The following is a 23137-nucleotide window of genomic DNA, read 5'->3' as shown; positions in this document are numbered from 1 at the left end:
ACGTCATTATTTTTTTAGCGCGGCAAAAGCCCCAATGATCTTATCAATCTCTTCATCACTGTGCGCGGCGTTAACGCTGCATCGCAGCAGCGTTATGCCGGCCGGTGCTGCCGGAGGTAACACCAGATTGACATAAACACCTTTGGCGATCAGGTCGCGCCAGAATTGCAAACCCTCTTCTTTCGAGCCAATCATCACCGGCACCACCGGGCTGATGCGTGGCCCCAGCTCGTAGCCCAGCTTGGCCAGTCCCTGATAGAGCCGATGCGCGTTGCTCCAGAGTTTTTTTCGCAGTTCAGGATGTTGCGCGATCTTTTTCAAAGAAGCGCGCACCGAAGCGATACTGGATGGCGAAGGCGAAGCGGTAAAAATATAAGGACGGCTGCTGTAGCGCAGCACTTCCATATCTTTGCCGCCCACGGCAAAGCCGCCGATAGAGGCCAGGCTTTTACTGAACGTGCCCAGAATAATATCAACATCTTGCTCAACGCCTAGTTCTTCAGCCAGACCCCGTCCGTGAGTCCCCATCACGCCGAATGAATGCGCTTCGTCTACCAGCAAATAACCGCCGAGCCGCCGTTTGATGTCGACGATTTCAACCAGCGGAGCAACGTCGCCCAGCATGCTGTAAATGCCTTCGACGATGATGATCGCGTCTCGGGCACGTTCGCCAAGGCGCACCATGCGACGTTCCAGATCTTTGGCATCGTTGTGGCGGAAGCGAATGATTTCAGCGCCGCCCAGGGCGCAGGCATCATAAATACTGGCGTGGCTGTCCGCGTCGATCAGCACGACCGAGCCGGGGGTTGCCAGAGTACTGATGACCGCCAGGTTCGCGGTATAGCCGGTGGAAAAGACGATGGCGGTAGGGCGATCAAAGAACGCCATCAGCTCTTGCTCTAACTGCAAGTGAGAGCCATAGCTGCCGTTCGCCATGCGTGAGCCGGTTGTGCCGGTGCCCTGAGCGGCTAATGCCGCCTGACCCTCGGCAATAGCCTGCGCATCGAAGGTCAGGCCCAGGTAGTTATTGGTCCCCGCCAGAACAATTTTCTGATTGCCAATGCGCCCTTCGGTTGCCGAATAAACCTCATCGATACAGGTGCCAAAGGGGTTCAGGCCATCGGCCTGGAATTGCTTACGATCCTGGGTAAGCCGCGAAAATTTATCATAAAGACCCATTGGTTTTCTCCAGGCGAGGGAGTAGAGCGTCAAGCAGCTGCTCTGGCGTTCTGACATCAAGCAATATATTGATAGGAATAGAAATATCGAATTCGTCTTCTAACATCATCAGCAGATCCAGGACTCTGATGGACTCCAGGCCAAGATCGTTGACGAGATCGCTATCAGGTTTGATTTCTAATCCGCCTTCGACCAGACCTTGCAGGCAAGTCAGAATATAATTCATAACAGCGTCGCGATTTCGCATAAAAATTTTTGGCAAACCTCTAATTTAGATAATTAAAATAAACCTTCACGCAGTGCGCGCTTCAAACTGACCTTGGGGACCCAATGAGTATCCTCGGACAGGCTTCGATTGTTTGCAGACCAGTCCGGATAGGTTAATTCCCGTATTTTGTTGTGGGTCAGCATCGGTTCTTTGTTGGTCAACCGGCTCAGCAACATGCTGCCATCGGCCAAAATTTTCAGCAGGGGCAGCGGGATCCCCACCAGCCTCACCGGGCCATTGCGTACGGTGGTCCCTATTTCCCGTAATCGCTGCCAGCTATAACCGCCGGCAACCCCGTCGCAAAGTTCATACGTTTGCGTCTGCGGGCCAGGGGCCAATAGCCACTGGCTTACGGCTTCGGCTAAATCGCTCACGTGAAGGAACGTCAGCTTTGCTTCCGCTGCGCCCAGCCGTGGAAGCACGCCGCGCAGAAGCCAGCTGAATATCGGCTTAAGCTCTTTATCGCCGGGCCCGTAAACCGCGGTGGGGCGAAAAATGCCCAGTGAAATATCCGCAGCCATAGCGGTTAGCCGTTGTTCAGCAACGTGTTTTGAATTGGCATACCAGGACAGCTCCGGATGGCGAGCGGCAAGAGAAGAGATAAACAGGAAGCGCTTGCAACTGCCGCTTTGTCTGGCCGCCTGCATCAGGTGTTGGCTGCCGCTGACATTACACCGGGTGAAGGTTTCTTCCGTGCCTCCCCGCACCTGGCCCGCACAATGCACCACGAATTCAGCTCCGCGAACCAGCTCGATGAGCGAGTCCTGATCCTCCAGCGCCCCCTGGATCCAGGTCAGATTAGGGGGGGCGGTTTGACCTGCGCGCCGGGTGAGGGCGCGCACGGTAAAACCACGGGAAAGCAGATTCTGAACGATATGCCGGCCAATAAAGCCGGTTACGCCAGTGACTGCCACGGTGCCTGTCATTGCGCAAAGCCTGCCAGTTGCTGCATCGACGGGCAGATGGAGGTGGTCAGCCAGCGCTTCTTGGCCTCCGCACGGGCAGGTTTCCCCGAAGAGGTGCGGGGAATGCTGTGGGGCGGCAACAGCTCAATATCCACCGCAATGCCGAACTCGCTTTGAATTCGGGCGCTCAGCGTGTGGACGATTTGCTCCCGACGATCTTCAGAGCTCACTCGACACTGGATTTGCAGAATGATTCTGGCGCCGTCACCGTGCTCTTCGGTCACGAAGGCAATGGCGTCGCCAGAGCGGATTTCCGGCTCGGATTCCGCAACATATTCAATATCCTGCGGCCAAATGTTACGACCACGAATGATGATCAAATCTTTCTTGCGGCCGGTGACGTACAGGTAGCCGTCCAGCAGATAGCCCAGGTCACCGGTATCCATCCAGCCGCTTGTCTGGATTTGCTGTTGAGACGCATCGTCGCGGAAATAGCCATTCATCAGACTGGGGCCGGAGATACAAATACGCCCGACCTGCCGCTCTGGCAGCGGGAGCCCGGTTTCGCTGCGAATTTCGATACGGTGACCGGGCAGTGGCTTGCCGCAATTGACAAAGGTCGATGTGACCCGCGTTTTTTTGCCGGGGGCTACCGCCTTACCTTCGTATTCCAAAATGTCGCGGTCGACCTGGTTGATGGGCGCACCGGAAGCTTCGTCATAGAAACTGACCGCCAGGGTGTTCTCGGCCAAACCATAGCAGGGCATCAGCGCCTTGCGGTCAAAGTTAAGATGGCCGAAGTGCTCAGCGAACTGAGAGAGTAAATCTGACGGAATAGGTTCAGCCCCTACGCCGGCCACGCGCCAACTGGAGAGATCCAACTCGGTGATCTCTTTGTTGTTGCTGTAGCGCAGGCATAAATCGTAGCCAAACGGCGGAGCGACCGACACGGTGCCGCGATTTTTGGCGATCAGTTTTAACCATTGCATTGGACGCATGGCAAAATCTTGCGTACGCAAATAGTCGACGGACAGCTGAGTCGCCACTGGGGTAAGCAGGAAACCGACCAGGCCCATATCGTGATAGAAGGGCAGCCAGGAAACACAGCGATCGCCCGCACGCAGTTTGATCCCATCATGGCTAATCACGCGCAGGTTAGACATCACCGCACGCTGGGTAATGATCACCCCGCGTGGAAAGCGAGTGCTGCCCGATGTGTATTGGAGATAGGCAATATCGTTGGGCGACGGTGTCTGCAGCTCCACATCCCGCTCAGGCAGAGCGTTAAAATCTGCGTCGCTGAGAATATGGGTTGGCGGTGCATCCAGGGTCGCAGAGCTGATCAGCGGTACCCATTCTTCGCTGCTGATAATGGCGGCAGGTTTACAGCTGTTGATCAGGCCCTGAAGCTTGATGGTATAAGAGTCCCGTTGCCCGACCCCCATAGGAATGGCCAGGGGCACGGCAACCAAACCGGCATATTGGCAGGCAAAAAAAGCCTCGACGAAACCCGCGCTGGTTTCCGCGATAAGTGCAACCCGATCGCCTTTATTGAGGTTCAGGGATAACAGGCGCCGCGCACCCACTATCGCGCGCTGTTTCAGCGTGCGATATTCCAGTACGGCCACGAGCTGATTACGACGATCGTAAAAGTTCATTCCTGTACTGCCCTGCGCTGCATAATCTAATGCCTCCACCAGAGTGGGGAAATCTGCATAACGCATTGGAAGAGAATGAGTGGAGCTTGTTTCAGACATATACAAATTAGCCATAGAGTAAAAATCACCAAAAGAGATAAACGACTATTGGCGAGAGAGTTAATGTTTTTACAATGAAAATGTTTTGAATATATTTGTTATTCAATCATTTTCTTTCATTCCACAAACAGATCACCCTGGAATTAATAACCAGCATGTCTACTTAGAACTAAAGGCGAGGGATTAGCCGTGGATATTACCTGGTCTTTTTCATGTGAGGACCATGACAGAAGAACGGCGGATATAGGTGCTGTCACAGCCAGCTCCTGATATCTCCATCCTTTGCCCGACAGCCTTGACCGGGTGCCTGTTATCGACACATTTCCGGAAGGCAATAATCGGCGATTCATATGATCTGATCTTGCGCATGGCTATCTCCGTACTTAAACATATCCTAAACAGTATCCGGAAGACGGACAAAAGTGAAAGCCTCATTTAACCCCAGGGATAGAAAAAGCATTTAATGTTAAAATATGCCAATGCGTCTCCAGACCAGAATTAGTAAACTAAAAAACGATTGGTTTTTCTTTGCTGGAAATAGCACGAAATAATAAAAAGCATAATTTGCTCAGATCACTCACGCCTCTGTCTGGCATCACTTTTGATAAAGAACAGCACGTGTCAGTGGAAACTCTGCTCGGGTAACATCCTGCAGGATAATAGGTATTAATTGATTTTTCTTATCTCTTAAAGCGATAAGTCATAACCGAGAGCGGATCTCATTTCAGAAAATATCACTGGCGTTATAACGTTCTTTTTTTGAGCATGTCACTAAATTGTAAGGTTATTTATGATTCATATTGAGCAAGTCCTCGATAAGCGTGATCTTAAGGCATTTATCGCTTTTCCTTCCTCCCTGTTTCGTGACGATCCTAATTGGATTGACCCTTTGTATTTAGAGCGCGAAGAACATCTCTCTAAGAAGAATCCTGGGACTGACCATATAGAATGGCAGGCATGGGTAGCCAAAAAAGAGGGCAAGGTGGTCGGGCGGATAACCGCTCAAATTGACGCTTTGCACCGCGAACGCTACGGCGAGGATACCGGTCACTTTGGCATGATCGATGCCATCGAGGATCCGGCGGTTTTTAGCGCGTTATTTGCCGCGGCAGAAGCTTGGCTGAGGTCTAAGGGCGCATTAAAAATCACCGGTCCCTTCAGTCTTAATATCAATCAGGAAAGTGGCCTGTTGGTCGAAGGGTTTGATACGCCGCCGTCGGCGCTGATGACGCATGCCAAACCCTACTACGCAGCCAATCTGGAGCGCCAGGGATATACGCAGGGCATAGATTTGTTGGCTTATTGGATGAAGCGCACGGACCTGCATTTTTCGCCTTCCCTGGCCAAAATGATGAGTCAGGTGCGTAAAAAAGTGACCCTGCGCCGCCTCAATCGCAAAAGGTTTAGCGAGGAAATGCAGGTGCTGCGCGAAATTTTCAATTCCGGTTGGCAGGATAACTGGGGATTTGTGCCTTTCACCGAGCATGAGTTTGCCACCATGGGCGATCAGCTGAAGTTCCTGGTGCCTGATGACATGATTTATATTGCCGAGGTCGATTCAGTACCCTGCGCTTTCATCGTCGGTTTGCCCAATATCAACGAGGCAATTGCCGATCTCAACGGCAGTTTATTTCCCTTTGGCTGGGCGAAGCTGTTGTGGCGTTTGAAAGTGAGCGGGGTGCGTACCGCGAGGGTGCCGCTGATGGGCGTTCGCCAGGAATATCAATTCAGCCGAATAGGGCCGATTATTGCACTATTGCTGATCGAAGCGTTACATGACCCCTTCGAGAAACGCGCTATTGATGCGCTGGAGATGTCCTGGATATTAGAGTCGAATACCGGCATGCGCACCATCCTGGAGCGAATTGGCGCGGTGCCTTACAAGCGTTATCGCTTATATGAAAAACAACTCTAACCCCTCGGCAAGACGCTGATTTTATCGGCCCTTCACAGGATGTAAAACGCACTGCGCTCAGAGAATACCTATGGCCAAAATTGCCTTTTGGTTGTTGGCGATTCAACGTTGCCGGAAAAACAATGTCACACGGGTGATTATTTAATTTCATTAACCAATTTCGTTATAAGTTACTGTGCGTTATTGATTGGTATTAAAAATCACCCGGTTTTTATAAGAGTAAGATGCATGTCCTTTGAAAAGAAAAAAGGAATAAATCGCTTAATAAGTAGCATAAAAAACTCACTGGCGGGCCTTGTTGATGCCGTTTTTACCGAAGATGCTTTCCGTCAATTGCTGGTGATTAACGTAATATTACTGGTTGTTACATTTACTTTAGATATTACAAAAGTAGAAAGGATGTTATTGATTGCCAGCAGCTTCATTTTACTGGTTGTTGAGTTGCTTAATACTGCCATTGAGAGCGTTGTCGATCGCATTTCTCTGGAGATACATCCCTTATCCAAGCGGGCCAAGGATTTGGGCGGTGCTGCGCAGTTGGTTGCGGTGGTGATGACGATAATGCTTTGGCTGGTGGTCTTGTTGGGCTGATTAATACCCTCGGGGCACCCGGGTTTTCCGGAAGAAACGCCAGCTTTCGGCTGCCTTCATCAAGGAAGCAAAATATTCTTTGCAGGATAACGTTCTGTCGCTCATTATTTGAAATGTTGTTTCACTTTTATCTCATGAGCCGATCTTGAACTTATACGCCGCCCTGCGCCAGCGCGTGGAAAATACGCCCTGGTATCCTAAACGCAAAAGCTATCGCGTGCTGTTTTGGCGTGAGATCACGCCGCTGGCGGTGCCGATCTTTATGGAGAACGCCTGCGTCTTGCTGATGGGGGTGCTGAGCACCTTTTTGGTGAGCTGGATCGGCAAAGAGGCGATGGCCGGGGTGGGGCTGGCGGACAGCTTCAACATGGTAATCATCTCGTTCTTCGCCGCGGTGGATCTGGGCACCACGGTGGTGGTGGCCTTTAGCCTCGGCAAGCGGGACAGAAAAAGAGCGCGAGCGGCTGCACGCCAGTCGCTGGTGCTAATGACCCTGGTGGCCTTTGCCTTGGCGATCGGCATTCATTTGGCGGGCGAACAGATTATTGATGTGATCGCCGGTGCCGCCACGCCGGAGGTAAAGGCGTTGGCGCTGTCTTATCTGCAAACCACGGTGTGGAGCTACCCGGCCGCCGCCATTGCGTTGATTGGCAGCGGGGCGTTGCGCGGTGCAGGCAACACCAAAATCCCGCTGTTGATCAACGGCGGCATGAATATTCTGAATATCATCATCAGCAGCATACTGATTTACGGCATGCTGGGCTGGCACGGGCTGGGGTTTGTCGGGGCCGGGCTGGGGTTAACCATTTCCCGCTATATTGGCGCCATCGCGATCGTTTATGTCCTGATGATCGGCTTTAATCCGGCGCTGCACATCACGCTGAAAAGTTACTTTACCCCGTTGAAGCTGACCATCCTGTGGGAAGTGCTGGGGATAGGTATTCCTGCCAGCATCGAATCGGTGTTGTTCAACGGCGGCAAGTTATTGACCCAAATGTTTGTTGCCGGCATGGGCACCAACGTTATCGCCGGCAATTTCATCGCTTTTTCTGTCGCGTCGTTGATTAACCTTCCGGGCAACGCTCTGGGGTCGGCATCGACCATTATTGTGGGAAAACGGCTGGGCAAAGGGCAAATAGCTCAGGCGGAGCGCCAATTGCGCCACATTTTCTGGCTGGCAACGATAGGGCTGACGGTGATTGCCTGGGGCACGGCGCCCCTGGCGGGGGTATTCGCCTCGTTTTATACCCAACAAGACGACGTGAAGGAGGTGGTAAAGGTGTTGCTCTGGCTCAATGCCGCCTTTATGCCTATCTGGGCGGCGTCATGGGTGTTGCCCGCCGGTTTGAAGGGCGCGCGCGACGCCCGTTTTGCGATGTGGGTGTCGATGCTGGGCATGTGGGGTTGCCGCGTGGTTGCCGGTTATACGCTGGGCATCATGCTGGGCATGGGCGTGGTTGGCGTCTGGCTGGGGATGTTTATGGATTGGGCGGTACGCGGTGTCTTGTTCTACTGGCGTATGGTCAGCGGACGGTGGCTGTGGAAATACCCGCGCATAAAATCGAACTCGCTGGCGGAAAATATCCGCGCAGAGAAAAGCGGCGAGTAAGGATCAGGCGTTCGCTGTTACTTCGCCCGGCACCGATGATGCCTGACTATTCTCCAGACGCCATTTGGCCGGCGAGAGGCCGTGGACCTGTTTAAAGGCCTTGGAGAAGTGCAGTTGGTTTTCATACCCCACCGAAATTCCCACCACCTTGATTGACGTCTGGCTATTGCACAGCAGGCTGGCGGCGATGTTCATGCGGAAGTTCAGCAGATATTCCTTTGGCCCAATGCCGTAAGTGCCTTTAAACAGCCGACACAGGTAACTGCGGTTGATGTTGCAGTAGGCGGCCAGGCGTTCAATGGTGAGGGGTTCATGGTAGCGGTTTTCAATGAGTTTTACCGCCTTGCGCAGATGCTGCGCCTTGTCGCTTGGCGGCTCGGCGATGCTTTGCAAAGCGTTATCAATCAGCGAAGAAAAAAACAGATAGCTCAGGCCCAGCGTTTTTAACCGATGTTCATCACCATGGCTAATGAGTTGCCGCAGATAGCGCAGCGCCAGAGGGGCGTCTTCGTTCTGGCGGGGACGATAAATCGGCAACTGGCGGCTCAGGCGGCACTCTTCAAAAATCTTGCCGGCCACCAGCCCGTCGACTTCCAGCCACATATAATGCCAGGGATCTTTAGAGTCGGCGCGATAGGTGGTCACGTCGTGCGGGTGGATCAAAAAACCTTCTCCGGCCACCACCGGAAAAGAGCCATATTCGCTGCTCAGTACCCCGGTACCGCTTATCACATAATGAAATAAATAGTGTTGGCGTACCGCCGGTCCAAAGCTGTGCCCCTTGTCACAGTTCTCCTCGCCATACTGGTACAGGTTCAGCTCGATATTGTCGGTACGACTCAGAGTAAAACTCTTATGCATCAGTCATGGCCCCTGTGTTTTCGCTTACTGTAGCAGTGTAGTCGTGGCACGGCGGTGGGGCGATCTTCAGATCCAGACCTGGCTCACAGTTTTCATGCTGCGTCATTTTTCGCCATAACAAGGTCACATTTATCCCTATATTGCGAATGCGTTGCCGCGTAGTTTCAGCTTATCGAAAACCACAGCAGCGGAGAAATACGATGATTAAAGTGACTTTTATGGGGGCAGGCAGCACCATTTTCGCCAAGAACGTTCTCGGCGACATCATGGCAACGCCGGCCCTGAAAGAGGTGGATATTGCGCTGTACGACATTGACAGCGCTCGTCTCAATGAATCTTTCGCCATGCTGAGCAATATCAACCGCAATATTAATGCGGGCAGGGCGAAGATCACCCCTTATCTCGGGGTAGAAAACCGCCGGGCGGCACTGAAAAACGCTAATTACGTGGTAAATGCCATTCAGGTCGGCGGCTACGATCCCTGCACCATCACCGATTTCACCATCGCCAGAAAGTACGGCCTGCAGCAGACCATTGCCGATACCCTGGGCATCGGCGGCATCTTCCGCGCGCTGCGTACCATTCCGGTGCTGTTTGATTTTGCCCGGGACATTGAGGCGGTCTGTCCGGATGCCTGGTTGCTGAACTACACCAACCCAATGGCGGCCTTAACCGGAGCCATGCTGCGCCATACCGGGGTGAAAACGGTGGGGTTATGTCACAGCGTTCAGGTGTGTGCGGAGACCTTGCTGAAAAGCGTCGATATGCCTACCGACGACGTACAGTTTCACATTGCCGGCATCAACCACATGGCCTGGCTGCTGGACGTTCGCCGTCACGGCGAGGATCTGTACCCGGAAATCAAACGTCGCGCCAACGCGCTGCAGGGCAAGCATGACGACATGGTACGCCATGAAATCATGAAAACCTTTGGTTATTACGTCACTGAATCTTCCGAGCATAATGCCGAATACATGCCGTATTGGATTAAACGTCATTATCCGGAACTGATTGAGCGCTTCAATATTCCTCTCGACGAGTATCCGCGCCGTTGTATCGAGCAAATCGACCAGTGGCAGCAACGCAAGCTGGCGTTGACCCACGACGCTAACCTGACGCATTCCCGTACCCACGAATATGCCTCATACATTATCGAAGCGATGGAGACCGACCGGCCGTACAAGATTGGCGGCAACGTGCTCAACACCGGTCTCATCACCAACTTGCCGGCAGAGGCCTGCGTAGAAGTGCCTTGTCTGGTGGATGGGCAGGGGATCAGCCCTTGTTACGTTGGCCATTTACCCGAGCAACTGGCGGCGCTGAACCGCACCAATATCAATACCCAGCTATTGACCATTGAAGCGGCGGTGACCGGCAAACGCGACGCGATTTACCATGCGGCGCTGTTGGACCCACATACCTCCGCCGAGCTTTCCATTGATGATATACGTAAGCTGTGCGACGAGCTGATTGAGGCTCACGGCAGTTGGCTCCCTGCCTATCACTGATCGTCGAATTTAACCGTATCTCCTCCTCAAAACGCACAAGGCGCGGGGCTTCCTGCGCCATCAAAAATAGGGTGGTGAGCCATGTTTTATTTGAGAAACAAGAATTTTTGGATCTTTGGGGCCTTCTGTTTTTTCTACTTTTTCATCATGGGGGCGGTGCTGCCGTTCTTTCCTATCTGGCTGCATGACGTCAACCAGCTTGACCAGCAGCAAACCGGGTTGGTGTTTGCCTGTATGGCGCTGTTTGCCCTGGTGTTTCAGCCGATTTTCGGTTTTGTCACCGACAAATTTGGCCTGAAGAAACACCTGCTGTGGATGATCATCTTCCTGCTGCTGTTTCTGGCGCCGCTGTTTATTTATGTGTTTTCGCCGCTGCTGCAAAGCCATTTTGTTTGGGGGGCCTTGCTGTGCGGGGTTTACCTGGGGCTGGTGTGCAGCGGCGGTTCACCGGCCATTGAAGCTTATATCGAAAAAGTGAGCCGACGCAGTCAGTTCGAGTATGGCCGCGCCCGGTTGTTCGGCTGTATCGGCTGGGCCATATGCGCCTCGATCGTCGGCTATATGTTTACCATCAACAACCAGTTCGCGTTTTGGTTAGCCTCCAGCTTTGCGCTGATCCTGGCCGGTTTGCTGTATTTGTTTAAACCCGATCGGAGCAGCACGCTGGCGGTGGCGGACGGCTTGGCGTTAAACCACAAACCCATCAAGTTAAAGTCGGCGTTGAACCTGCTGAAAATGCGCAAATTCTGGTGTCTGGTGATGTATATCGTGGGCGTAGCCTGCGTGTATGACGTCTTTGATCAGCAGTTCGCCAACTTCTTTACGTCGTTTTTCAGCGACCGACATGCGGGAACGCAGGCGTTTGGTTATGTAACGACGCTGGGCGAGTTTCTTAACGCTTTCATCATGTTCTTTGCGCCGTTGATCATTAATCGCATTGGCGGCAAGAACGCGCTGTTGATAGCTGGGGTGATTATGTCGGTGCGGATTATTGGTTCATCGCAGGCGGATTCGGTCGCCGCGGTCATTATCCTCAAAACCCTGCATATGTTTGAGGTGCCGTTCCTGTTGGTGGGCATTTTCAAATACATCACCACCCAGTTTAACGTTAACCTTTCGGCCTCGATATACCTGTGGGGCTTTTGCTTCTTCAAGCAGCTCTCGGCCATCGGTATGTCCTATGCGGCAGGCCTGATGTACGTCAATTACGGTTTCAAAACCTCTTACCTGATCCTCGGCTGCATTGCGTTGCTGTTCACGTTGATTTCAGCCTTTGCCCTTAGCGGTAAGGTCGCGGTAGTCAAGCAGGAGGGCACACTGCCGGTTGCGGCGAATTAGTGCCGGCTCAACTCAATACAGCAGCGTCATAAGGCTAAAAAACAGCAGCGTCAGGACAATGATAAACCCGGTTTGCAGCGTCTTGCGCATCAGGCGACTGTGGCCCCAGCGGGTGGCGCTCAGACGACTATCGATGGCGAACAGTGCCGGAACCATCAGCAGCACGTAAATCAACATCAGCATGGCGGTTAACGGCTGTTGGCTCATTCTGGCGTCTCCGTGCTGAGGTAGACCGGGGGTGCCCGCAGGGGGGCGATGCTGCTTTCTTGCCGGTGTTTGTGCTCGACCATGTGCCTCCAAATAGGGCCGCCCGAAGGCGGCCGCCGGTTACTGCTTGCGATATGAAGATGATTGTCGGCCACTGCCGGGGCCAACGCAGATATAATATTGCGAATGATAATCATTATCAATACTTGGCGTGAAATTTTATTGCAGGACGAGGATGGGCGGTGGGAAAGCTTTTTACTGTGGTTTTAAAATGACAGAGCACGCCATCCGGCGTGCTCTGTGACAAGACTATCCTCTGCGATTATTTCTCGTCTGGCAAGGCGTAAGCGACAATATAGTCACCCAGCTTGGTGCCGAACGAACCATGACCGCCGGCGGAAATCACCACGTACTGCTTGCCGTTGACCTCATAGGTCATTGGCGTTGCCTGGCCACCGGCCGGCAGCCGCGCTTCCCACAGTTTTTCACCGTTGGTCACGCTGAAGGCGCGCAGATAGTTGTCCGCGGTTGCGCCAATGAAGAAGACGTTACCGGCGGTGGACACCGGCCCGCCCAACATCGGCATGCCCATTTTGAACGGTAACGGCAGCGGAGAACTGTCGCGTACGGTACCGATACGTTTTTTCCACACGATGTCGTTGGTTTTCAAGTCCACGGCGGAAATATAGCCCCAGGCCGGCTGTTTGCACGGCAGGCCAAACGGCGACAGGAACGGATTCAGCGTTACGCCGAACGGTACGCCATACTGCGGTTGAACGCCGGACTCGGTGCCGGATCCGCCTTTGTCATTTTCGTCAGGCTCGATCGGGTTGCCCGGACCGCGTGGGATCAGTTTGGAAACAAACGGCAAGGCGATAGGGTTGGCGATAGCCACCTGACGGTCGGTATCTACAGACAGACCACCCCATTCGAACATGCCCAGGTTACCCGGGAACACCAGCGTGCCCTGCTCGGAAGGCGGCGTGAAGGTGCCTTCGTAACGCAGGCTGTGGAACATCACCCGGCAAACCAGTTGGTCATAAATGGTGGCACCCCACATGTCCGCGCCGGTCAGTTTTTTCTCTGGACGGAAAGTCAGCTCAGAGAAAGGCTGGGTCGGTGACAGACGGTCGCCCTTGGCTGGCCCCTGAGGAACCGGTTTTTCCGGAGCCGGGACCACCAACTCGCCATTGGTGCGGTTCAGAACGAAAATGTTACCGGTTTTGGTCGGCACATAAATCACCGGCACCTTGTTACCGTTTTTATCGGTAATGTCCGCCAGCGTCGGTTGTGCCGGTACGTCCATATCCCACAGGTCATGGTGCACCGTCTGATAGAACCAGACCAGTTTGCCGGTGGTGGCGTTCAGTGCCAGCAGGCCGCTGGCATAACGCTCCATTTCCGGCGTGCGATCGCCACCCCAGATGTCCGGCGTGGTGACGCCCATCGGCAGGTAAACGATATCCAGCTTGGCATCGTAGGCTGAAGGGGCCCAGGAGTTAGGGGAGTTCGGGGTGAAGTGGTGCTCGTCCGCCGGAATGGCGTTCGGATCTTTCGCGCCCGGATCGAAGGCCCACAGCAGCTTGCCGCTGTTGACGTCAAAACCGCGGATCACGCCCGAAGGCTCGCGGTTGGAGTAGTTGTCGGTCACTGCACCGGCTATCACAATCACCTTGTCGGTGATCACCGGCGGCGACGTTGGCTCATAATGGCCTGGCGTCGCATACGGCATATTGCTTTGCAGGTTGAGCTCGCCGTTATTGGCGAAGTCGGCGCAAGGCTTGCCGCTATCGGCATCCAGAGCGAACAAACGACCGTCATTTACCGGCAGGATAATGCGTCGTGCACACAGCGCCGGGGAGGCATCTGCGGCTGCACCTGTGGCGGCAGGCGTTTCATGATACGAGACGCCACGGCAGGTGATGTGCTGGAAGGTCGGGTTAAATTTCAACTGAGGATCGAACTGCCACTTTTGCTTGCCGGTGGCGGCGTCCAGTGCGAACAGCTTCTGGTGCGGGGTGCACAGATAGAGCGTGTCGCGGATTTTAATCGGGGTCACTTCGTTGGTGATTTCCCCCGGATCGTTGGCGGTTTTCAGGTCGCCGGTCTGGAAAGTCCAGGCTTCCTTGAGTTTGCCGACGTTTTTATCATTGATTTGGCTCAGTGGAGAGTAACGCGTGCCTTCCTGGGTGCGTCCATAGGCCGGCCAGTCGGCGTCTGACGCCTGAGGTTCGACTTTTACCTGCGCAGGTTCGAGGGTGCCGTTGATCTCTTGTGGATCATTAAACACCGCATAGGCCAGCGCCACCACGGTGACGACCAGCGCCAGGCTCAGCGCGCTGTAGGCCAGTTTGCCCCTGGCGTGCAGCTTGCGATAGATAAAAGGCAGTACCAGCCACAGGCCGAAGAAGAAGGTGACGTCCAGACGCGGCGTCAGTGCCCAGAAGTCGGGCCCCACTTCCCACAGCGCCCAAATTGTGGTGCCGAGTAAAAAGATCGCGTACAGCAACAGAGCGGTTGCACGACGGCGGACCAGTAACCAGGCGGTGATTAGCAGTACCAGGCCGGCGATGATGTAGTACAGCGAACCGCCGAGCTTGGCCAGCCAGATGCCGCCTCCCAGCAGATAGAGCCCACTCAACGCGGCGAACAGTGCCGTGATGATGATGAGCGGCGATGATGACGCTTTATTTTGCATAGTATTATCCTTACCAAAATGAAAAGTCCCCGATTTAGAGATTAAGCCATATCCAAAAAAACACGCGGTTTCTCCCCAAAAATCCATCCCCGGTGTCTGGCATATCCCCCTGTTGCCAAGGCTAAAAGGCAGCGGCAATCAAAAATAAGGCGGACAGTTTTGGACGTTGAATAAACGCTCTCGTCAGAGATAAAGCCCAAACGGGCTGAATCAGGCGTAGCCGTTTCGATGATGTTGCACGGATGTGACGGCGCCGCCCAAAGCGCGGCTAGGTTACTCTAATTATTCTGCTTTTATTGAATACCTTGTGCTTTTTTTTTAGCGCCTTGCGGGTTTATGAATTGAGCTCATAAGCTCATGCATATTCAGCGCGTAGTTATTTGCCCGGTTGCCTCTTACAGTGATCGCACTTGGTCGCCCCGCACAAGCGGTGACCCATTCGTACACATCGGAGGAAAAATGCAAAAACGTAAGCTGGGTAACAGTGGGCTGGAGGTATCAGCGTTGGGACTGGGCTGCATGGGGCTTAGCTTTGGCTATGGCCCGGCCACCGACAAACAGCAGGCGATTGGCTTGATCCGAGCCGCTGTGGATCAGGGCGTGACCTTTTTCGATACCGCAGAAGTTTATGGCCCCTTCACCAATGAGTCACTGGTGGGCGAGGCGCTGGCGCCGGTACGTGATCGGGTGGTAATAGCCACCAAGTTTGGTTTCGAACTGCCGCAGCCGGATGGCAAACAGGTGCTCAACAGCCGGCCGGAACATATCCGCCAGGCGGTGGAAGGGTCGTTAAAGCGTCTTAACGTCGAAACGATCGATCTGCTTTATCAGCACCGGGTGGATCCCAATGTGCCGATTGAAGACGTCGCCGGTACGGTGAAGGCGCTGATCCAGGAAGGGAAGGTGAAGCACTTTGGCCTGTCCGAGGCGGGGGCACAGACGCTGCGCCGTGCCCATGCGGTGCAGCCGGTGACGGCGTTGCAAAGTGAATATTCGCTGTGGTGGCGGGAGCCCGAGCAGGAAATCTTGCCGACGCTGCAAGAGTTAGGCATTGGATTTGTTCCTTTCAGCCCTTTGGGGAAAGGTTTTCTCACCGGGGCGATCAACGAAAATACCACCTTCGACAGCAGCGATTTCCGCAATGTGGTGCCGCGTTTCAGCGAGCAGGCGCGCAGGGCCAACCAGGGGCTGGTGGACGTGCTGGGTCAGATAGCTCAGCAAAAAGGGGTCACCCCGGCACAGATAGCGCTGGCCTGGCTGCTGGCACAGCAACCCTGGATTGTGCCGATCCCGGGGACCACCAAACAGCATCGCCTGCAGGAAAATCTCGGGGCCGCGTCGCTGTCATTGTCGTCGGAAGAACTGCGCAGCATTGAAGCGGCACTCGCGGTTATTGAGGTTCAGGGCGATCGCTATCCGGCGCATTTGCAACAAAACGTCGGACGTTGATGCGGCCGTTGCCCGCGGTAGCTTTTGAACCGCCGTCACTGACCGGCGAAAAGGCGCGCACGCTCTACAATTATCCTGTCAATGTTAACGTCGGCAGCCTCTGCCGAACTGGAGAAACAAGTGAAAATTCAACGCAGCGGTTCCCAACCTTCTCGTCCGGGGCCAGAAGAGTACTTTACCGGCAAAGTTCGCATCGATGCGCCTTTTGCCGGTAGCGAACCGGCCCGCGTGGGCGGCGCCACCGTGACCTTTGAGCCCGGAGCCCGTACCGCCTGGCACACCCATCCGCTCGGCCAGACGCTGATCGTGACTCAGGGGCGCGGTTGGATCCAGCTGTGGGGTGAAGAGATCCAGGAAATGAACCAGGGCGATATTGTGCGGATCCCGGAAGACGTCAAACACTGGCACGGTGCGACGCCGGACACCGCCATGACCCACATCGCCATCGCCGAATCGTTAAACGGCAGCCCGGTAGACTGGATGGAGAAGGTCAGCGACGCGCAGTACCACAAGCCAGCCCTGAACGGCTAGCCGCCAAAAGGGTCAGGCGTCGCCGATTTGCTGGCAAAAACGCAGCCGGTTGCCAAAGGGGTCGGTGAGGTTCAGCTCTTTCCCCCAGTCGAGGGTTTCAACGCCTGGCCGGGCATAGCGGTACTGCCTGGCTGATAGCTCCTGGTGCAGCGCGTCGATATCCTCGGTGGGAATAAACACCGCGGAACCCGGCGTGCTGTCACCATAGTGCTCACTGAGATGCAATCTCAGACCGGAACGCGTGATCTGCATGTACAGCGGCAGATCTTCACTGAAACGGTGCTCCCAATCCAACGTGAAACCGAGAAAATCCAGATAAAACTCCCGGGCCTTTTCAACCGAAAAGATGCGAAGAATGGGAACGGCAGGGGATAACTCCATTGTTGACCTCGTTTGATCGGCTGCTAAAGGTAATCGGGCTTTACCGGCCCGCGTGAGCGGGCCGCATAAAAGCGTCGGGGGCTAGATCCCTAATCCGCCCAGGCACAGATACTTTATCTCGAGATAATCTTCGATACCGTACTTCGATCCTTCACGCCCCAGTCCGGAGTTTTTAACCCCGCCGAAGGGGGCCACTTCGGTGGAAATCAGCCCTTCATTGATGCCTACTATGCCGTATTCCAGCGCTTCGGCAACCCGCATTACCCGGCCAATGTCGCGACTGTAGAAATAAGAAGCCAGACCGAAAGGAGTATCGTTGGCCAACTCAATGGCTTCGGCTTCGCTGTCGAAGCGGATCAGCGGCGCTACCGGGCCAAAGGTTTCTTCATGGAAGATTTTGGCCTGCCGCGGCACGTTGGTCAGAATGGTCGGCGTAAAGAAGTTATTGCCCAGCTCATGGGGCTTGCCGCCCAGCAGTATCGAGGCGCCGTGCTGCACCGCGTCTGCGATATGCTCGCTGACTTTTTCCACGGCGGCCGGATTAATCAACGGGCCGATGGTGACGCCATCATCCATGCCATTACCGACTTTCAGCTTGGCCACTGCCACCTTCAGCTTTTCGGCAAAGGCGTCGTAAATACCGTCCTGTACCAGGAAGCGGTTGGTGCAAACGCAGGTCTGGCCGGCGTTGCGATATTTGGACGCGACGGCACCGGCGACGGCGGCGTCCAGATCGGCATCGTCAAACACGATAAACGGCGCATTGCCGCCCAGTTCCATACTGGTTTTTTTGATGGTCGGGGCACACTGCGCCAGCAGTTGCGCACCCACTTCGGTGCTGCCGGTAAAGGAGAGTTTGCGTACGTCCGGGTTGGCGGTCAGTTCGCCACCGATAGCCTGGCTTGGACCGGTGATCACATTGCACACGCCGGCCGGTAAACCTGCACGTTCGGCCAGCACGGCGAGCGCCAACGCCGAGAAGGGGGTCTGACTGGCGGGACGGATCACCCCGGTACAGCCCGCCGCCCAGCCGGGACCGGCCTTGCGGGTGATCATTGCCGCCGGGAAATTCCACGGCGTAATGGCGGCGAAAACGCCAATCGGCTCTTTCTGCACGATAATGCGGCGACCGGACAGATTCTGCGGGATGGTGTCGCCGTAAACCCGCTTGCCTTCTTCGGCGAACCACTCGATGAAGGAGGCGGCGTAGGCAATTTCGCCCCGGCTTTCTGCCAACGGCTTGCCTTGCTCGGCGGTCATGATAATGGCCAGATCCTCCTGGTTTTCCATCATCAGTTCGAACAGTTTGCGCAGCTTGCCGGCACGCTCTTTGGCCGTCAGCGCCCGCCAACCAGGCTGGGCTTTTTTGGCGGCGGCGATCGCCTGCGCGGTTTCTTTGGCACCCAAAGCCGGCACCTGACCGACCAGCTCGCCGGTGGCGGGGTTGTGGATCTTGATAGTTTGGTCGCCTTTGGCCGCCAACCACTGTCCATCGATGTAGTTGGCTTCGCGGAACAGCGTGGGATCTTTCAGGCGGGCGGAGAAGTTAGTGCTCATCGGTTATCTTCCTTTTTCAGAATTCAACACGGGTTGACCTACCCCAAACGGCTACCCTTTACCCTAGCAAATTTTTCCGCCTTCATTTGCCCGATCCTTGGCAACCGATCAATTTATCGCCATTCGCACCTTCTGTACAAAAAACGCCCGCGCTCAGGCCGATACTGAAATCAGCAGGCATATGACCCTTTTTGAAATGACCCTAAGACCCTGAAAGGAGCGTGCAGCATGATGACTTCAGTGAGTCGGCACCTTGCGGCCTACAGCAGCAACATGGATTTTTTGGCTTCCAGCATTGCGCTGATGGAGTGGCAGGGGCGTGAGATCGACGCCGGCAAGGTGGCGGGCAACATGTCCGAAGCGCAAAGCCGCTTGTTCTTTGAACGCCTGAGCTATTTCCGCCAGCTTTATCAGGCCGCCGCGACGGCGGAACACAGCGTATAAATTTACCTAACCCCGCCTCTGCGGGGTTTTTTATGCCGGCTGTGACCACACGCCGGTGCTCAGCGTGGCCGGCGAATACGTCAGATTGCGCTCGCGCCACGGCAGGGCCTGTGAAAAACGCCACGCGCTGCGGATATCGAAGCGCCAGTAACGTTCCGCCCCCGTGACTCCCTGGCCGATTTGCGCCTGCCAGAGTATCTGCGTTTCTCCCTGCAAGTGCAGAACATCACCGCGCTCAAAATCGATAAACAGCAGCGCAGCCCTGGGTTCCGCCAGCAGGTTCCCCAGCGTGTTCATATAGCGGTTGCCGCGAAAATCCGGTATCCACAGGCTGCGATCCTGAAGATGGATAAATCCCGGTTTGCCACCCCGGTGTGAGATATCCACGCCACCTTGTTCCAGTGAGCTGTGGGCGCAGCTGGCGACGAAGCAGGTATCCGCCTGGCGAATCAATGCCTGGGCCGCCGCGTCCAGCGTCGCGAGATGCTCAATCGGCGCGGGATGGGTGGCTACCGGATACAGCTCGCGTTGCTGGATATACTGCGGACAATTGCCGAAGCTCTGACTGACGGCAATTTCCAGGCGGTTTTTATCGGTCCGCGTAATGTGCCCGTTGGCTCGGTTGCGTCGGCGGTTGCTGAAGTCCAGCCCTAACGCTCCCACCAGACTCCCGGTTTGCAAGGCCGCCTGCGCCGGGTCGTCCTGGCGACGCGGGGCGCTGATGCGCAGGTGGTTGCTGTCCGGCGTGCGTAAAAATCCAGGGGGGCCGTTGAACAGCGTGGCCACCGGCCAGCCCTGCTCGTCCAGGGTGGCGACGAACAGGTAAGGCAGCGCGGCGAAAAATTCGCGGTGCTGCTCGGGCATGCTGGTGTAAATGTTGCCGCCGACGCGGTCAAAACCGGCCAATGCCTGGGCGCGCAGTTCGTCAGGGTGAAACATCGGCTGGGTCATAGGATTTACCTTTGCGCAGGGTGCGGCAATGCGGGCATCGCAAAGAAACCGGGCAGTGCGGCGATGCGCGCCACCCAGCGCCGGATGGCCGGATAGGGCGCCAGGGAGATACCGCCCTCCGGTGCCACCGCCACATAGCTGTAGCAGGCCAGATCGGCGATGGTGGGCTGCTCTGTCGCCAGGTAATCACGGTCGCTCAGATGCTGCTCCATCTGCGGCAAGAAGCGCGCGCTAATCGCCAACGCAACCCTGTCGTCCTCCGGTGCGGAAAATTGGGCGATCAGGCGGCAGGACGCCGGACCGTAGCGTACTTCTCCGGCCGCTTTGGACAACCACGCCTGCACCTGCGCCGCCGCCAGTGGCGTCTCCGGCAGCCAGTGGCTGCCCGGCGCGTAGTTTTTCGCCAGATAAACCAGAATGGCATTGCTGTCGGCCAGCGTTAAATCGCCGTCCACCAGTACCGGGATCTGGCCGAGAGGATTAAGTCGGCGAAACGCTTCGCTTTGGCGAACCTCGGCCGGGGATTCAATAAATTCGTAGGGCAGCTCCAGCATGCTTAGCAGTAATGCCACGCGGTGGACGTGGCCGGAAAGCGGGGTGCCGTACAGTTTGAGCTTGTGCATGGTCAGACTCCTGAAGAATTTTTACCAGCATACTCTTGCAGTCAGCGAGCGGAATCCGGCAATGTAGAAATTGATAATTTCACTTTTTGGAACAGTCTATGGATCGCCTGGACGAATTGGCTATTTTTGTGGCGGTAGTCCAGCACGGCAGCCTGGCGGCGGCGGGGCGCAAGCTGCGACGCTCCGCACCTGCCGTCACCCGGGCTATCGCTTCGCTGGAACAGCGCTTTGGTGCCCGATTGGTCGAACGCACCACCCGAAGGTTAGCGCCGACAGAGGCAGGGTTGCGGTTGGCGGAGCGTGCGCACTTGCTGCTTACTGACTATCAGGCCGCGGTGCTGGACACGGCGGACACTCAGCTCACCGGATTATTGCGTATTACCTCGCCGGTGCAGTTCGGGCGTAAGCATGTGGCACCGGTGGTGATGGCGTTTCTTGACCGGTATCCGCAGATGCAGATTGAAATGGTCCTCAACGATCGCAACCTGGACTTGATTGACGAGGGGCTGGACGTCGCGGTGCGCATTGGTCATTTGCAGGATTCTTCGCGGGTGGCGCGCCGGTTGGGGCAGGTGTCCCGGGTGACCGTCGCCAGCCCGGACTATCTGGCGCGGCGCGGCGAACCGCAGGAGCCGGCGCAACTGGCGGAGCATGACACCATCGTGGGTACCCAGCGGGCATCGCTGCGCGAATGGCGCTTTGGCCCGCAGGAGAATGGCGAGCGGGTGAGGCTAACGCCACGTTTGTTGCTCAATGACGTCGAAACGCAGTTACTGGCGGTGCGAGCGGGCAAGGGCATCGCCCGGCTATTGTCGTATCAGGTGGCAGACGATTTGGCCGCGGGGACGTTGGTACGCCTGTTACCGGCGTTTGAACCTTTGCCGATGCCGGTGCAGTTGGTGGCGCAAAACATGCAGCGCATGCCGCTCAAGGTACGCACCTTCTGGGATTATGCCTGGCAGGAATTAAGCCAATTAGCGCAAATTCAGGCGCGATAAAAATAGGTATTGACGCCAAATAAGTTTCACTGGTTAAACTTATTTGGCGCGAAAAAAGATTTATATTACCGGGCGCGCATTGCTGTAACGCCTCTCTTGACAATATTTTGACGACTGCTAATAGTTAACGCATATCTTAAATAATAAACGAAGTTTAATATATGAAACTTGTTGCGGGAAGTTACGACAACGGTAGCACGGTGGATAATGAAGATGAGATCCTCAACTCATTTCAAATCCGCAGTCAGGCGGTTTATCAAAAAACTCGCAATGAGTGCAATATTGCCTATGGAAATTCACCGCGAGAAGTTTTTGACTGGTTATATTCCGACAAGCCGGGTAAAGGGACCTTAATATTTATTCATGGTGGCTATTGGCAGTTTTGTCGTAAGGATGATTTTGCTTTTATTGCGCAGGTGCCGTTGTCGTTAGGTTTTGACGTCGTGCTGGTGGAATATACGTTGGCGCCCGAGGCCCGGCTTGACGATATTTGCCGGCAAACCGGTGCGGCGCTGGACGCCATTCAACAACGGCTTTCCGTCTGTCAGCCGGCGCCAGTGTATCTGTGCGGACACTCTGCCGGCGGGCATCTGGCCAGCGTCTGGCAGCATCACCCGGTGGTCGACGCGACCTTACCGATCAGCGGCATTTTCGAACTGGAGCCGCTATTAAACAGCTACGTTAACCGACGACTGCAGTTGACCAAGCAACAAATTAGCCAACTGAGTCCGGTGCGGCATATTCCGCAGCGTATCAAGCCGATGACGCTGTTTTACGGTGCCAATGAGCTGCCGGAATTGATTGGTCAGTCAAGGCACTATTACGCTGCGCTGAAGGAAAAAGGCCAGCCTGTCACCCTGGTCACCGTCGCCGGCGCCAACCATTATAACGTGCTGGATGCCTTGTTCGCCTGGGATGGCGCCCTGACTCACCTGCTAACCACTACGGGGAAATAAACCATGCGCACCATCATTGACACCGGCCTGCCGGAAATCGGTCAACCTTTTTCCTGGGCCACCCAGGGCGGCGGCATGTTGTTCACCGCCCATGGCCCGGTCAGAGCCGACGGCAGTATTGAAACCGGCGCGCCGGAAAAGCAGATCGCCCTGACATTCGATAATTTGGCTCAAACCCTGAAAGCGGCAAATAGCCACAGCGATAAGGTATTACAGGTCATTATTTATCTGACCGATGTCAATGATGTTAAATTACTCGATGAAATTTACAAAAAATACTTTAACTTCCCTTACCCCAATCGTTCAACGGTGATAGTCGATAAACTGGTGGTGCCAGGAATGAAAATAGAAATAACCGTTAGCGCCACCGTCTGATTTATCTATTACTTAATTCCCACCTGCTCATTCATT

22 protein-coding genes are annotated in these 23137 nt (G+C 55.1%); 11 read left to right on the top strand and 11 right to left on the bottom strand.

Annotation, left to right across the window (positions count from 1 at the left end; translation table 11 throughout):
- Positions 1-6: 6 nt before the first annotated feature.
- From spt to H0S68_RS15345, 4 genes are read right to left on the bottom strand one after another with little or no spacing between them, the layout of a single operon-like run.
- Positions 7-1179 (bottom strand): serine palmitoyltransferase, encoded by a 1173-nt coding sequence (gene spt, locus H0S68_RS15360; RefSeq protein ID WP_410528823.1) that lies wholly within the window; start codon positions 1177-1179, stop codon positions 7-9.
- A complete protein-coding gene (locus H0S68_RS15355) occupies positions 1166-1426 on the bottom strand; it encodes an acyl carrier protein (protein WP_020827632.1) in 261 nt (86 codons plus the stop codon). The genes spt and H0S68_RS15355 overlap by 14 nt, the downstream gene beginning before the upstream one ends.
- Positions 1427-1458: 32 nt before the next feature.
- Positions 1459-2373, bottom strand: a complete 915-nt coding sequence (locus H0S68_RS15350) for an NAD-dependent epimerase/dehydratase family protein (RefSeq protein WP_410528822.1) — start codon at positions 2371-2373, stop codon at positions 1459-1461.
- A complete protein-coding gene (locus H0S68_RS15345) occupies positions 2370-4109 on the bottom strand; it encodes a fatty acyl-AMP ligase (RefSeq protein WP_232103194.1) in 1740 nt (579 codons plus the stop codon). Before H0S68_RS15345 ends, H0S68_RS15350 begins: the two co-directional genes overlap by 4 nt.
- A gap of 790 nt (positions 4110-4899) precedes the next feature.
- On the opposite strand from H0S68_RS15345, the gene H0S68_RS15340 reads away from it, so the two are divergent.
- From H0S68_RS15340 to H0S68_RS15330, 3 genes are all read left to right on the top strand, one after another.
- Positions 4900-6024, top strand: a complete 1125-nt coding sequence (locus H0S68_RS15340) for an N-acetyltransferase (protein WP_410528821.1) — start codon at positions 4900-4902, stop codon at positions 6022-6024.
- 228 nt (positions 6025-6252) lie between these two features.
- Positions 6253-6615: a diacylglycerol kinase gene (locus H0S68_RS15335; protein ID WP_020827628.1), complete on the top strand. Its 363-nt coding sequence runs from the start codon at positions 6253-6255 to the stop codon at positions 6613-6615.
- A gap of 145 nt (positions 6616-6760) precedes the next feature.
- Complete coding sequence (locus H0S68_RS15330; protein ID WP_020827627.1) at positions 6761-8224, top strand: EmmdR/YeeO family multidrug/toxin efflux MATE transporter; 1464 nt, start codon at positions 6761-6763, stop codon at positions 8222-8224.
- Between the two features lie 3 nt (positions 8225-8227).
- Here H0S68_RS15330 and H0S68_RS15325 read toward each other — a convergent pair whose 3' ends face one another.
- The gene (locus H0S68_RS15325) at positions 8228-9085 is read right to left on the bottom strand and encodes an AraC family transcriptional regulator (RefSeq protein ID WP_020827626.1); all 858 of its coding nucleotides are present in this window, start codon (positions 9083-9085) and stop codon (positions 8228-8230) included.
- A 200-nt stretch (positions 9086-9285) separates the two neighbouring features.
- Here H0S68_RS15325 and H0S68_RS15320 point away from each other — a divergent pair, with 200 nt between their 5' ends.
- Positions 9286-10593: an alpha-glucosidase/alpha-galactosidase gene (locus H0S68_RS15320; RefSeq protein ID WP_020827625.1), complete on the top strand. Its 1308-nt coding sequence runs from the start codon at positions 9286-9288 to the stop codon at positions 10591-10593.
- Positions 10594-10674: 81 nt separating this feature from the next.
- Positions 10675-11931 (top strand): MFS transporter, encoded by a 1257-nt coding sequence (locus H0S68_RS15315; protein WP_198640076.1) that lies wholly within the window; start codon positions 10675-10677, stop codon positions 11929-11931.
- A 12-nt stretch (positions 11932-11943) separates the two neighbouring features.
- Here H0S68_RS15315 and H0S68_RS15310 read toward each other — a convergent pair whose 3' ends face one another.
- Both H0S68_RS15310 and H0S68_RS15305 read right to left on the bottom strand, forming a co-directional pair.
- Positions 11944-12138 (bottom strand): hypothetical protein, encoded by a 195-nt coding sequence (locus H0S68_RS15310; protein WP_044552266.1) that lies wholly within the window; start codon positions 12136-12138, stop codon positions 11944-11946.
- Positions 12139-12460: 322 nt separating this feature from the next.
- Entirely contained in the window at positions 12461-14836 is a 2376-nt protein-coding gene (locus tag H0S68_RS15305) for a glucose/quinate/shikimate family membrane-bound PQQ-dependent dehydrogenase (protein WP_020827622.1), read from the bottom strand.
- A gap of 459 nt (positions 14837-15295) precedes the next feature.
- Between H0S68_RS15305 and H0S68_RS15300 the strand changes: the two genes are divergently transcribed.
- Together H0S68_RS15300 and H0S68_RS15295 are read left to right on the top strand one after the other, a co-directional pair.
- On the top strand, positions 15296-16285 hold the full coding sequence (locus H0S68_RS15300; protein ID WP_046373192.1) for an aldo/keto reductase: 990 nt from the start codon (positions 15296-15298) through the stop codon (positions 16283-16285).
- 120 nt (positions 16286-16405) lie between these two features.
- A complete protein-coding gene (locus H0S68_RS15295) occupies positions 16406-16816 on the top strand; it encodes a cupin domain-containing protein (RefSeq protein ID WP_410528820.1) in 411 nt (136 codons plus the stop codon).
- A 12-nt stretch (positions 16817-16828) separates the two neighbouring features.
- On the opposite strand, the gene H0S68_RS15290 is transcribed toward H0S68_RS15295, so the two are convergent.
- Entirely contained in the window at positions 16829-17197 is a 369-nt protein-coding gene (locus tag H0S68_RS15290) for a glyoxalase superfamily protein (protein WP_020827619.1), read from the bottom strand.
- An 81-nt stretch (positions 17198-17278) separates the two neighbouring features.
- Entirely contained in the window at positions 17279-18754 is a 1476-nt protein-coding gene (gabD, locus tag H0S68_RS15285; protein WP_020827618.1) for an NADP-dependent succinate-semialdehyde dehydrogenase, read from the bottom strand.
- Between the two features lie 228 nt (positions 18755-18982).
- On the opposite strand from gabD, the gene H0S68_RS15280 reads away from it, so the two are divergent.
- Positions 18983-19198 (top strand): glycogen synthase, encoded by a 216-nt coding sequence (locus H0S68_RS15280; RefSeq protein WP_020827617.1) that lies wholly within the window; start codon positions 18983-18985, stop codon positions 19196-19198.
- A gap of 30 nt (positions 19199-19228) precedes the next feature.
- Here the strand turns inward: H0S68_RS15280 and H0S68_RS15275 are convergent, their stop codons facing one another.
- Positions 19229-20149, bottom strand: coding sequence for a pyridoxamine 5'-phosphate oxidase family protein (locus H0S68_RS15275; RefSeq protein WP_130016374.1), 921 nt, complete (start codon positions 20147-20149; stop codon positions 19229-19231).
- 5 nt (positions 20150-20154) lie between these two features.
- On the bottom strand, positions 20155-20772 hold the full coding sequence (locus H0S68_RS15270) for a glutathione S-transferase (protein WP_046373195.1): 618 nt from the start codon (positions 20770-20772) through the stop codon (positions 20155-20157).
- A gap of 98 nt (positions 20773-20870) precedes the next feature.
- On the opposite strand from H0S68_RS15270, the gene H0S68_RS15265 reads away from it, so the two are divergent.
- The 3 genes from H0S68_RS15265 to H0S68_RS15255 all read left to right on the top strand — a co-directional run bounded on the left by H0S68_RS15265 (position 20871) and on the right by H0S68_RS15255 (position 23101).
- Entirely contained in the window at positions 20871-21770 is a 900-nt protein-coding gene (locus H0S68_RS15265) for a LysR family transcriptional regulator (protein ID WP_046373196.1), read from the top strand.
- Positions 21771-21931: 161 nt separating this feature from the next.
- The gene (locus H0S68_RS15260) at positions 21932-22726 is read left to right on the top strand and encodes an alpha/beta hydrolase (protein WP_410528819.1); all 795 of its coding nucleotides are present in this window, start codon (positions 21932-21934) and stop codon (positions 22724-22726) included.
- 3 nt (positions 22727-22729) lie between these two features.
- Complete coding sequence (locus H0S68_RS15255; RefSeq protein ID WP_020827612.1) at positions 22730-23101, top strand: RidA family protein; 372 nt, start codon at positions 22730-22732, stop codon at positions 23099-23101.
- The last annotated feature ends 36 nt before the right edge of the window (positions 23102-23137 follow it).

It is taken from the genome of Serratia sp. AXJ-M, from assembly GCF_046531865.1.
In the GTDB taxonomy this organism is placed as follows: domain Bacteria; phylum Pseudomonadota; class Gammaproteobacteria; order Enterobacterales; family Enterobacteriaceae; genus Serratia; species Serratia liquefaciens.
The sequence above is the reverse complement of the archived record's forward strand: the minus strand, read 5'-3'. Positions and strand labels throughout refer to the sequence as shown.